Source organism: Mycobacterium riyadhense (assembly GCF_963853645.1).
GTDB classification, from domain to species: domain Bacteria; phylum Actinomycetota; class Actinomycetes; order Mycobacteriales; family Mycobacteriaceae; genus Mycobacterium; species Mycobacterium riyadhense.
Map to the genome: position 1 here is coordinate 130625 of NZ_OY970457.1, position 12607 is coordinate 143231.

Consider the following 12607-nt stretch of genomic DNA (forward strand, 5'->3'; position numbering starts at 1 on the left):
GGTCGCGCGACGCTGCTTAGATCCCCGGCCGCCGTCTGCGAAGATGACTCGCCATGCCTGGCCAACCGAGCAGATCCGGGTCATAGCCCTGTCCGCTGTTCTCGTCTCTTAAGTTGAGACCAAAGCGGCATCGGGAACGGGGCTATTCAGTCGCGCGGAAGGACACGCGGTGCTTCAGGAAGCCAGGCCGAGAAATACCATGAGTGAGCGTTCGATGTCAGCCATGAGGGTCGTAGGCAAGCAACCGATCCGCGTGCCCAGGCTCGACCGGCGCACTGTGGTGATTTTGTCGATCATGACGAAGCTGGCCCCAGTGATTCCGGTGGTCGTGGGCACCGCGATGCGCGTTACCGGCGCATCGGCTACGGTGCTGGTCAGCGGGATGACGACGACCGACTCTGTCGCGTCGAACAGGTCGTCTTGAATGATGAGAGCCGGCCAGGGCTTGGCGGCATAGACGCCACCCGAGACGGTCCAGAGCTCGCCGCGGGTCACTCGTCGTCGGCCAGATCGCAGATCGCCTCGACAAAGTCGATATCATCGCTGCACCGGTCGGCTTCGGCGAGCGCCAGTGCTTCCCGGTGTGCTTCTGCGGCGAACTACGCAGAGCGGACGTCAGGCACCCACACTTGCACCCGGCGATACCCCCCGGCAGCAGCCCCGCGAATTCGGATTACCGGTGCACAGCGAGGCCCCGAAAGCGGCCAGGCCGATCGCCGAGGCCAGCTCAGACATGCCAACGAGGGAACGGATATGGGCGGTGAACATGACTACCCCTCTTACGCGTCGTTGCGAGTTGTGGGGCGCCGGGTTGCCGGTGCGCGATGAGTGCCGGCCGGCGCTTGGTGAAACCTTGCGAAATCCTTGTCGGTTTCGATTGCAGGTGTCAGAAGACGATTGTCTGGTTGTCGTGCACGATGACGCGGTCCTGGCAGTGCCAGAGCGCGGCGCGAGACAGTACCGCGCGTTCGACGTCTGCGCCGACACGCACCAGATCGTCGACCGTATGGGTGTGGTTGACGCGCACCACATCTTGTTCGATGATCGGGCCCTCGTCGAGTACTTCGGTGACGTAGTGCGCGGTCGCGCCGACCAGTTTGACCCCTCGTTCTCGCGCGCGCTTGTAGGGCGATGCGCCGACGAAGGCCGGCAGGAATGAATGGTGAATGTTGATCAGCGGGCAGCCGACGCCGCTCAAAAACTCCGGTGTGAGTATCTGCATGTAGCGGGCCAGTATCACCAAATCGACATTGCCGCAAAGCAACTGAAGCTGACGCTGTTCGGCTTGCGCGCGGGTATCGCGGGTGGCGGGAATGTGTATGAAGGGCACACCGAAGGGACGCACCCGCTCGGCCAGGTCGGGATGGTTGGCGATCACCATAACGACAGACATCTGCAGTTCGTCACGACGGTTGCGCCACAACAGGTCTAACAGGCAGTGGTCTTCTTTGGATGCCATGATGGCCACCCGCTTGGGCTTTGCCGCTTCGGTAAATCGGTAGTCCATGTTGAATTTGCCGGCCACAGTGCTGGCGAATTCGCGTTCCAGCTCATCGATCGCAGCCGTCAGGCCAGGAAGGTGAAAAATTGCGCGTTGCAGGAATGTGCCGTCTTCGGGCGCGGTGGAGTGCTGATCCAACGAAACGATGTTTGCCCCCGCCTGCGACAGGAAGGCACTCACCGCGGCAATGATTCCTGCGCGGTCATGGCAGCGAAGCAACAACCGGCCGATATCAGCAGGGGGTGGGGGACCGATAGGTCGCGGGGGATAGTTGTCAGGCTGGTTCGCCGATGACACCCACGGCCCCCTTTGCCGGTTGGTCAAATTTCCCGAGGCCACGATACCGTCGCGAGTGGCTGCGACGGAAACGACGGCGCGTCTTCGTCATCGGGCGCCAGCAGCACCTCGGGGTTGGGTGGCAGGCCACCAACTCACCACCAAGTTTGCGGGGAAGCGCGCCTACCGGCGTGCCGTCTCCGATGCGGCGATGGGTGGTCGGACCGATGTTGGCCTACACGACCGCCCGTCATAGCGCCGGTACTCACCATGGCGTGGCGGATCGTTGGTTCCGTTCTGAGCCAAATCCATCACGATCAGGGCGGTCACACCAGCAGCCTTCCGAGTCAGTAGTGATACCGGGCTTTGAGGATCTTCACTTCGTGCTCATCGGCCCGGTATACGAGCCGATGCTCATCGTCGATGCGCCGAGACCAGTACCCAGACAAATCGCCCCTGAGCGCTTCTGGCTTTCCAATTCCGGTGAACGGGTCGCGCTGGACCTCGCCTATCAGCCGGGTGATGCGCCGCGCCGTTTTCAGGTCGGTGGCCAGCCAGAACAGAAAATCCTCCCAGGCGTCAGCATCGAAGTTGATGTCCCTCACCCCTGGCCGCCGGCCATCTCCCGCAGCTCCTCGATCGTCTTCGTAGTGTCCCTGTCCGACACTGCGGGACGGGCCTTGTCTCGGGCGACGGCCTGCATCAGGCGGCGGGCGTTCTCTGGCGAGCGGAGCAGATACACGGTCTCCTGCCACGCGTCGTAATCATCGGCCGACATAAGCACCGCATCGCCAGCTTTCGAGGTGATGCGGACCGGTTCGTGGTCAGTGTTGACTTGCTCGAGCAGTGGGAACAGACGTTGGCGTGCTTTACTCGCGCTGATGGACATCGGGTGGGCACTCCTATCCATGCCGAATATCTGTACGTATAATGTACAGTATTTCCGTACGGCGGCGTGTGGACTGCGACCCGTTGTCCGCCGGTGCGCCGGGCGGCAGCCGTTACGGTGACAGTGGTGCTGTGGTGGCCACCGCCGGTGCTGATGGGGAGCACCGTGCAGCGCGATCATGTTCTCGCGGCGTGTAGTCATTGGCGTCCTCGGCGGTGAAGGCGCGACGACTGCAAGGTGGGGTATGGGGCTGCGGCCAAGTCGTAATGGATCTCATTGCGCACACCTCCGGCACCGGCGGCACTGGTTGGCAACGGAAGCGCCGGCGGCAAGCTGATCAGGGAGAACCAGAATTGATCTCTTTGAAGTCACCGACGTTGATCGGGTTGGCCATGACGACCAGACAGGGGTGCGGCTGGATCTCGGTCGTGTCGGCAAACCACGACGTCTCTTCGCATCTGCGGCGTTCTGATCAAAGAGCTTGCAGAGGGCGGCAGCGTCGAGTTCTGGGCGTTAAACGAGTCGCCTTATCCGGCAAATGGCGGCCGGGACATCACAGTGAGCCGGAATCCGTACCGGGGACCGCTTGCCGCGCCAGCGCCGGGTCCCGCCAGCGGCAGGCCGCCCAGCAGGTTTCCAAGCACAGCGCCCTCCGCGGGATTGACGATGTCGCTAGCCATCGGCGCGGCGGCTGAGCCCACGGACGCGATGGGGGCTGGTCCGGCCGCTGTCCAGGAGGGGGGCACCGATAACTTGCCAATCGCGGTGGCGTTGCCTATGCCTGCGGCTACCGGCCCAGCGGCGCCCAGCGCTGCCGGTGTGGCGCCTGCAGCAACTGATGCTGCTCCGGCAGCGGTCTCCGGGCCGATCCATCCCAGCGCCCGCCACGATGTCACCAGGCTGTTGCCGATGCCGATCGCAAAATACGGCAAACCCACGGTGTTGTAGATCAGCTGTGATATCGGCTCGTACCAGTTGGCAAACCACTGCAGCCATCCCTGGTTTGAGGACGACCCTGCAGAAGTCAGGGCGGACGACAACGGTGATGCGAGGTCCATCAGAGTGCTCGGCAGCTGAGAAATGAGCCCCGTGAGCGTGTTCTGCGCTGTACCGGCGGCGCTGGCGCCGGCTTGGGCGGCTGCGGCGGATTGCGTGGCCGCTGCGGACGGGCTGCTGATCTGCGGCGGCGGGGTAAACGGCGTCACCTTCGTGGCAGCGGCCGAGGAACCCGCGTAGCTGTACATGGCGGTGGCGTTTTGGGCCCACATTTCGCCGTATTGAGCCTCCAGGGCTGCGATCACGGTCGTGTATTGACCGAACACATTTGTGGCTATCAGCAACGCTAGCTGAGCGCGATTGGTGGCGATGAGCGGCGGAGGCACCACGGCCGCGAACGCGGTCTCAAAAGCGGCCGCGGCCGCCCGCGCCTGAGCGGCCGCCTGCTCAGCTTGTGCGGCCGTGGCTCTTATCCACGTCACATACGGTGCGACCGCTTCGAGCATCAACGTCGACGCCGGACCCAGCCATTCGTCGTCATGCAGCGTCGTGATCACCCGCTCGTAACCGACGGCGGCCGAGCTCAGCTCAGAAGCCAACCCATTCCAAGACGACGCCGCAGCCACCATCGGTGCCGACCCCGGGCCAGAGTACATGCGCTCGGAGTTAACCTCCGGTGGCAACGCCCCAAAATCGAAACCCATCGCTAGGGACTCCTTAACTCGTCGCGGGCCGCCTTCTGAGCGCTGATTCTTGGACCGCTACCTCGTGTCTTGATCGCAGTCGCCGGCGGCGCTTCGGTTTCAGTCGGCGACATGTCATTCCCTTATCGAAAGTCGTTGGCTTGATGCGCCATTAGCCTGGCCCACGTGCACTACCCGGCGTTCGGCGGACGTGACATCACGGTGAGTCGCAGTCCGTATCGGCGGCCCACATTGCCATCGGTGCAGGCGCCCGACATCGGTACACCCCGGAAGAGACCCGACACCGCGCTGCACCCCGCGGCGGCGCGCACACACGGAACCGACATGTCCACGGTTTCCACCTGCGACGCGGAGGTCAGCGTCGCCCAACTTTGCGGCACCCGCAGCGGCCCGATCGTGTCGGCCAAACCCGCAGTCGCCGACACCGGTCCTGACCCCAGCTGCGACAAGCTCAACCACCCAGCGGCGCCCCCCGCACCGGCTGCCGCCGCAGCCGCATCGGCCCCCGCTGCCGCGGGCGCCCACGACATCGCGCCGACAAACTGGAGAGCATTCAGCGGAAACCCACCGCCGTCGTAAATGAACCCTTCGCCAGTAGCAACAGCGCCCAGGAACATGGTCCAGTACTTGAGTGCGGCACTCCAAGGAAACGCCGTAACTGAGGCATCTTGCCCCAGCAGCGCCGCGATCGCGGAGGCGGCGACCAGATAGGGGTGCGATTGCGATAACGCCGCCGTGGCGGTGCTTGCCTGGGTGGCGGCGCCATCGCTCGCCCCGCCGGCCTGGGCGGCCAGGCCGGCGGGATTGGTGGTGCTCGGCGGCGGCGCAAACGGAGTCAAAATCAACGCGGCTGCCGACGAACTCGCGTAGTAGCACATGGCGGTGGCGTCTTGCGCCCACATCTCGACGTAGTGTGACTCGGTGGTCGCGATCGCCGGCGTGTTCTGCCCGAGCCAATTGCTCGCGATGAGCGTCATCAACAAAGCCCTATTGGCCGCGATCACCGGCGGAGGCACCGTCATCGCAAACGCCACCTCATAGGCCGCCGCGGCAGCCCTGCCCTGACTCCCGGTCTGCTCGGCCAGCGTCGCGGTTGCCCTCAACCAGTCGACAAACGGCAGCACCGAGGTGACCATCGAATCCGACGCGGGCCCTGACCACAGCATGCTGGCCAGCTCCGAGATCACCGAGCTGTAGGCAGTCGCCACCAGGTGTAATTCCGCGGCCAGGCTGGCCCACGCCGCCGCAGCGGCCACCAGGGACCCCGATCCAGGACCGTTATACATACGACCGGAATTGATCTCGGGTGGTAACGCCCCATAGTCATAGCCCGCGGCAACCCCCAGCCGGCGCCAGGGCGCATCGCCCTGCAAGACGTCAGCCTTGGCGGGCAGAGCGTCGAATGTCATAGCGTAACCGCCTACTGAGAGACTGGGGCCGTCGGCGAAGAAAACCAACACACTAGTGACTAATGCAATAATAGTTTCACTGCATCAATATGCTAGGGAAATAGTCCGCATAGACTACTTCGGTTGTGTAACGTCAGCGTAAACGAATGGGGCGACCCAACTCGTGTGTGAAATCCCAGCTTCTGAAACCGGCTCCATAAAGCAGTGGTACCTGAAGTGACTGATTTATCGCGGAATCGCGCAGTCCGTACACAATGCGGGCGCCGAGCCGTGAGCGCGCCCGGCAAACGCCGCCTTGACCACCGTCGCCGGGCGGCACCTCTGAGGTATGTCAAAACACCTCACTCCTCGGTAAGCGAGACGTACCTGGCTGCACAAGCCGGTCCCCGGGATGGTTGAGCGTATCGACACCTCGCGGCCTAACTGGTGGGCGTCGATCCTGGCGCCCGCGGCCGCCCGTGTCGGTGCGCATCACCTTCAGGCGGGCGCGTCGGCGCCGGGCCAAACCGTGCAGTAGCAGGCGCCGGCGGCCACGTTGGGCTCCAGCCCAGCAGCGTGCTGGTCGGTGAGGAAAGAAGGGTGGCGGCGCATATCTTCCTGGCGCTGACATTCGCGCTGCTGGGCTGCCATCCAAGTAGGGTGTGAATGAAGGAAAATCACAGTTGAGTCTGATGCGATCGCCACGATTATCGACTCCTAATCGTTTTAGTAGGGTTTTGGTTACCGGTCGTGTCGACCAGGGTGGTTCCTGTGTGGTCTGTCATCGGGCGACGCCTGCGGTCTTCCGGCGCTGGACACCTTGCCACAGAGCGACGCGCCTGACGGCAGACCACGGTTTTCAGCGGCGGGACGCCGGTACTCGAGCCCGCCATAGGGTCGACCTCCCCAGGGGTGTCCCCGATGAGATCGTCCTCAGCGGGCTTGGGTGAACCTTGCCGCGGATGTTGCCTTCGGGAATCGAAGTCTACGGACATTCTGAACATTCTGAGGCGGTCAAGATCAGCGTCACCGGGCGTGTTGGATTGTGGGTGTGGTGTCGGGGGTTTTGTGGGGGTGTTGGTTGTGGTTGGTCACTGTGGGTGGGGGTTGGGGTTGTGGTGTTGTACAGGTGTTGGGCGTGGCGGGGGGTGGGGGTGGTGGTCGCGCAGAGGGTGCGCTGAAATGCGCGGGCTGGGGTGGTGGGGGTCGTAGGGTGTGTTCGTCGTTGTCGGTGGCTGTGGGCTGCACGTCATCGGGCCGGTATCGGCCCGGGGGTGGTGGCCGGTCTGGTGGGAGGGTTGTCATGTCGTCGTTTGTGGTGGTGTCTCCGCAGGTGGTGTTGGCGGCGGCGGCGGATTTGTCGGTGTTGGGGTCGACGATCAGCCAGGCGAGTGCGGCGGCGGCAAGCGCGACGACAGCGGTGGCCAGTGCGGCACAGGATGAGGTGTCGGCGGCGATCGCGGGGTTGTTTTCTGAGCATGGGCGCGATTATCAGGTGTTGGCGGGGCGGGTGGCGGGGTTTCATGAGCAGTTCAGCGCGGTGTTGGCCGCCAGCGCGGGGGGGTATGCGGGCGCGGAGGCTTCCGCGGCGCAAGGCCTGCTGGATGCGGTGAACGCCTCGAGTGTGGCGGTGACGGGGCGGGCGTTGATCGGCAACGGCGCCAACGGGGCCAGTGGTGCGGTGGGTCAGGCCGGTGGTGATGGCGGCTGGTTGTTGGGTAGCGGCGGCAATGGGGGTAGTAGCAGTGATGCGGGCACACCCGGGGGTGCGGGCGGGTCGGCGGGGTTGATCGGTAACGGCGGCAATGGTGGGACCGGGGGGGCCGGCGGGGTTGGGGGGGCCGGGGGGCGCGGTGGCTGGGTGTGGGGTTCGGGTGGGACCGGTGGGGCCGGGGGTAGCTCGACGGCGGTGGGGGGCACCGGCGGGATGGGCGGTGCTGGTGGTGCGACCGGGTTGATCGGCCATGGCGGGGCTGGCGGGGTCGGTGGGGCCGGCCTCAGCGGTCACGGCGGGGACGGGGCCGCCGGTGGGCGCGGCGGCTGGCTCATCGGTGACGGCGGGGCCGGCGGGGCCGGCGGGGCCGGCGATCCCCTCAGCGGTACCGGTGGTGGTGGCGGCGGTGGTGGGTCGGCGTCGGTGCTCGGCGCTGGTGGCGGCGGCGGGCAGGGCGGCTCGGGTGGCCACAGCGGCGGTGCTGGTGGTGGGGCAGGTGATGGCGGGCTGGTGTATGGCTCGGGCGGGGCCGGTGGGGCCGGCGGGACCGCCGCCGCGACCGCGGGTACCGGCGGGGCTGGTGGTCTGGGCGGCAACACCGGATTATTCGGAGCCGGTGGGGCTGGTGGGGCCGGGGGCGGCAATGCCGGCGGTGACGGCGGTCACGGTGGGGGCGGCGGCCGCGGCGGGTGGCTCTATGGTTCGGGTGGGGCCGGTGGGGCCGGTGGGGCCGGTAACGGGGTCGATGGTGTCGGCGGGTCCGGCGGGTCCGGCGGGGCCGCCGTCTTGATCGGGTCCGGGGGGGCCGGTGGTGTGGGCGGCGGTTACGGCGGTGACGGCGGCCGCGGCGGCGATGCGGGACTGCTGATCGGTAACGGCGGTAACGGGGGTGTCGGGGCGGCCGGCTACGACGGGACCACCGGGGCTAGCGGCGGGGCCGGTGGTGACGGCGCCAACGGTGGGGCCGGCGGGGCCGGCGGGGCCGCGGGAGTGATCGGGCTCGGCGGCCATGGCGGGGCCGGCGGCACCGGCGGTGCCGGCGGGGCCGGCGGCGACACCTCGACCGCCGGCGGCGCCGGTGGGGACGGCGGTACCGGCGGTAACGGCGGGGCCGGGGGGGCCGGGGGCAAGGCGCTGATCGGGATCGCCGGTAACGGCGGTGTCGCCGGTAACGGCGGCACCGGCGGTGCCGGTGGGACCGGTGGGGCCGGTGCCAGCAGCGCCGGCGGCACCGGCGGTAACGGCGGTACTGGCGGGGCCGCGGGTGCTGGGGGGGCGGCCGGGGCCGGCTGGGGCGCCCACACCGGCAACGCCGGTGTCGGCGGCCAAGGCGGTGCTGGTGGTGACGGCGGGACCGGGGATAACGGCGCCGATGGGGCCACCGCGGCCACCGGCGGTGACGGCTACGCGGGCGGGGCCGGCGGTAACGGCGGGGCGGGTGGGGCCGCCGGGGCCGGCGGCACCAACGGTAACGGCGGTCAAGGCGGTAACGGCGGGGCCGGCGGGGTCGGCGGTGGCGGCGGGGCCGGTAACAACAGCAACGGCGGCACCGGCGGTGACGGCGGGGTTGGCGGCAACGCGGGCGCTGGTGGGGCGGCCGGCGCCGGTGCCGGTAGCGCCGGTGTCGCCGGCAACGCCGGTATCGGTGGCCAAGGCGGGGCTGGTGGTGATGGCGGGACCGGGGATAACGGTGCGGCCGGGGCCGCCGCGGCCACCGGCGGTGACGGCTACGCGGGTGGGGCCGGCGGTACCGGCGGGGCTGGTGGTGCCGCCGGGGCCGGCGGCACCAACGGTAACGGCGGTCAAGGCGGTAACGGCGCCACCGGCGGGGTCGGCGGTGCCGGCGGCACCGGCAACAACAGCAACGGCGGCACCGGCGGCACCGGCGGTGACGGCGGGGCCGCCGGCGCTGGTGGGACGGCCGGTACCGGTGCCGGCAGCGCCGGTGTGGCCGGGAACGCCGGTGTCGGCGGCCAGGGCGGGGCCGGTGGTGATGGCGGGACCGGCGATAACGGCGCCGCCGGGGCCACCTCGGCCACCGGCGGTGACGGCTACGCGGGCGGGGCCGGCGGTAACGGCGGGGCCGGTGGGGCCGCCGGGGCCGGCGGCACCAACGGCAACGGCGGCCAAGGCGGTAACGGCGCCGCCGCCGGCACCGGCGGTGCCGGCGGTAACGGTGCCAACAGCGCCGGCGGTAACGGTGGGGCCGGCGGAGTTGGCGGGGCCGGCGGTAACGGTGGGGCCGCCGGCACCGGCACCGGTAGCGCCGGTCTCGCCGGCAACGCCGGTGTCGGCGGTGACGGCGGGGCCGGGGGTAAGGGTGGGATCGGTGATGACAACACCACCCCGGGCGGCGCCGGGTATACCGGCGGGGCCGGTGGGGCCGGCGGGGCCGGCGGGGCCGGCGGCAACAGCGCTGCTGGGGGCATCAACGGCAGCGGCGGTAACGGCGGGGCCGGCGGGGTCGGCGGTAACGCCGGTAACGCCGCCGACGGCGACACCACCGGCGCCGGGGCCGGCGGGGCTGGTGGGGCCGGCGGGGTCGGTGGGGACGCCGGCGCGGCCGGAACCGGCGGCACCGGCGGGGTCTCCGGGGTCGCCGGGGCTGGCGGCACCGGCGGTAACGGCGGTAACGGGGGCAGCGGGTACCCCGACAGCTACACCGGCGGCGCCGGTGGTGGCGGTGGGGCCGGCGGGGCCGGCGGGACCGCCGGCGCCGGCGGCACCAACGGTGCCGGCGGTCACGGCGGTAACGGCGGCGACGGCGGGCAGGGCGGGGCCGCCACCGCGGGCAATACCGGCGGCTACGGCGGCCAAGGCGGCGCCGGTGGCGGCGGTGGTGACGCCGGGGCCGGTGTCGGCGCCGGCGCTAACGGCGGCAACGGCGGCAACGGCGGCACCGGCGGACAGGGCGCCAACGGCGGCGATGGCAGCGCCACCGCCGGCGGCGACGGCGGTCACGGCGGCACCGGAGGCGACGCCGGCATCGGGGGAACCGCCTCCGGTGCCGGCACCGCCGGTGTCGCCGGTGTCGGCGGTAACGGCGGGGCCGGCGGCAACGGCGGGACCGGCGATGCCGGCAGCGACGGCGCCACCGGCACCACCGGCGGTGATGGCTTCAACGGCGGGGCCGGCGGCACCGGCGGCGATGGCGGGGCAGCCAACGGCGGGACCGCCGGCAACGGCGGCGCCGGCGGTAACGGGGCCAAGGCCGGCAACGGCGGCACCGGCGGCAACGGCACCGACGGCAGCAGCTCCACCAGCGGCGTCGGCGGTGACGGCACCGCCGGCGGTAACGGCGGTAACGGCGGCACCGGCGGCGCGGCCGGTGCCGGTGGGGCCGCCGGCAGCGGTAGCGGCGGCACCACCGGCACCAACGGCACCGCCGGTACCGGCGGCACCGGCGGTAAAGGCGGCACCGGCGGTAACGGCGGCACCGGCGGACAAGACTCTTCCTCTTTTGCCGGCTTGGACGGCGGCACCGGCGGCAATGGCGGGGCCGGCGGCCACGGCGGGGCCGGCGGGGCCGGCATCAACGGCAGCGGCGGCGGCACCGGCGGCCACGGCGGCGACGCCGGTGCGGCTGGCAGCGGCGGCAACGGCGGTTCGGGCACCATCGGGTCCGGCGGGACCGGCGGCACCGGCGGCACCGGCGGCAGCGGCGGAGCGGGCGGTGCCGGCACCGACGGGGGTGCCGGCGGCACCGGCGGCGCCGGCTCCGAGGGGGGTAGCGGCGGCACGGGCGGCGAGGGTCTTGGTTCCTTTGCTGTTGGCGGCACCGGCGGCAAGGGCGGCACCGGCGGGGACGGCGGGGCCGGCGGCACCGCCACAGGCGGCGGTACCGGCGGCGACGGCGGGGACGGCGGTAACGCCGGCAACGGCGGCGACGGCGGCGCACGCACCAACGGCAGCACCACCAGCAACGGCGGCGACGGCGGTAACGGCGGTAACGGTGGTTCGGCCGGCGCTAGCGACACCGGAACTGCGGGCACCGGCGGTAACGGCGGTAACGGCGGCACCGGTGGCACCGGCAGCAGCGGCGTCGACGCGTCCAGCAGCAGCGGTGACGACGGGTCGGACGGCTCCGCTGGCGGCAACGGCGGCACCGGCGGCACCGGCGGGGCCGCTAACGGCGGCACCGCCGGCAATGGAGGTACCGGCGGCAACGGCGGCAACGGCGGCAACGGCGGCAGCGGCGGCAGCGGTGCCGATGGCAGCAGCTCCACCGGCGGGACCGGCGGCAACGGCAACTTCGCCGGCAACGGCGCCAACGGCGGGGCGGGCGGCAACGCCGGCGCGGGCGGTGCCGCCGGCACCGGTGGCGGCGGCACCGCAGGCGCCAACGGCACCGGCGGCACCGGCGGCCAAGGTGGTGACGGCGGCCAAGGTGGTGACGGCGGCAACGGCGCAGAAGGATTATTAGACGGCTGGAACGGCGGCGACGGCGGCGCCGGCGGCACCGGCGGCCAAGGCGGCAACGGCGGCGCCGGCATCAACGGCACCGGCGGTGGAACCGGCGGCCAAGGCGGCCAAGGCGGCAACGGCGGCAACGGCGGCACCGGCGGCACCGGCGAGATCGCCGGTGGGGGTGCAGGCGGCGCGGGCGGCAACGCTGCAGTCGGCGGAAAAGGCGGTGCAGGCGGCGAAGGCGGCGGCAGCGGCGGCAAGGGCGGCACCGGCGGCGTAGGCGGCACAGGTGGCGATGGCGGCTCCATCACCGGGAGCGGCAACTTCGGCGGCAACGGCGGCAACGGCGGCACCGGCGCTGACGGCGGCGACGGCGGCAACGGCGGCAACGGCGACGGCGTCGGTGGTGCTGGCGGCAACGGCGGCACTGGCGGCACCGGCGGTAACGGCGGCGACTCCGCCTCCACGCATGGCGGCAACGGCGGCAACGGTCAAAACGGCGGCAACGGTGGCAGTGGCGGCAACGGCGGCGGGGGAGGGGACGGCGGCACCGGCGGCACCGGCGGCAACGGCGGCAGCGGCGGCACGGGCCTCGAAGGCGACGGCAGCGACGGCGACGCCGGCAGCGACGGTGCCGACGGGCCGCATGGGTCGTGACACATTTGAGCAAACAATCCTGGTGTGGTTCCTCCGCCTTCCGGGGCCAGGTGCTTGAGCTTCAAATTTCGACAA

At 70.4% G+C, this 12607-nt stretch carries 8 protein-coding genes; 1 reads left to right on the forward strand and 7 read right to left on the reverse strand.

Annotated features, from left to right (window positions below):
* Nucleotides 1-174: 174 nt before the first annotated feature.
* The 7 genes from AADZ78_RS27535 to AADZ78_RS27565 form a co-directional block, all read right to left on the reverse strand.
* Nucleotides 175-495 carry a type II toxin-antitoxin system PemK/MazF family toxin gene (locus AADZ78_RS27535; protein WP_085250067.1) on the reverse strand — a complete coding sequence of 107 codons (321 nt, stop codon included), beginning with the start codon at nt 493-495 and terminating at the stop codon, nt 175-177.
* A gap of 391 nt (nt 496-886) precedes the next feature.
* Nucleotides 887-1798 (reverse strand): formyltetrahydrofolate deformylase, encoded by a 912-nt coding sequence (gene purU / locus AADZ78_RS27540; RefSeq protein WP_085250066.1) that lies wholly within the window; start codon nt 1796-1798, stop codon nt 887-889.
* Between the two features lie 326 nt (nt 1799-2124).
* Nucleotides 2125-2382 (reverse strand): Txe/YoeB family addiction module toxin, encoded by a 258-nt coding sequence (locus AADZ78_RS27545; RefSeq protein ID WP_085250065.1) that lies wholly within the window; start codon nt 2380-2382, stop codon nt 2125-2127.
* Nucleotides 2379-2666 (reverse strand): type II toxin-antitoxin system Phd/YefM family antitoxin, encoded by a 288-nt coding sequence (locus AADZ78_RS27550; RefSeq protein WP_085250068.1) that lies wholly within the window; start codon nt 2664-2666, stop codon nt 2379-2381. Before AADZ78_RS27550 ends, AADZ78_RS27545 begins: the two co-directional genes overlap by 4 nt.
* Nucleotides 2667-3193: 527 nt before the next feature.
* Nucleotides 3194-4366, reverse strand: a complete 1173-nt coding sequence (locus AADZ78_RS27555) for a PPE family protein (RefSeq protein ID WP_085250064.1) — start codon at nt 4364-4366, stop codon at nt 3194-3196.
* Nucleotides 4367-4536: 170 nt separating this feature from the next.
* Nucleotides 4537-5775, reverse strand: coding sequence for a PPE family protein (locus tag AADZ78_RS27560; RefSeq protein WP_085250063.1), 1239 nt, complete (start codon nt 5773-5775; stop codon nt 4537-4539).
* A gap of 477 nt (nt 5776-6252) precedes the next feature.
* Nucleotides 6253-6405, reverse strand: coding sequence for a hypothetical protein (locus AADZ78_RS27565; RefSeq protein WP_239656883.1), 153 nt, complete (start codon nt 6403-6405; stop codon nt 6253-6255).
* Between the two features lie 652 nt (nt 6406-7057).
* Here AADZ78_RS27565 and AADZ78_RS27570 point away from each other — a divergent pair.
* Nucleotides 7058-12532: a PE family protein gene (locus tag AADZ78_RS27570; RefSeq protein WP_341343654.1), complete on the forward strand. Its 5475-nt coding sequence runs from the start codon at nt 7058-7060 to the stop codon at nt 12530-12532.
* Nucleotides 12533-12607 lie beyond the last annotated feature (75 nt).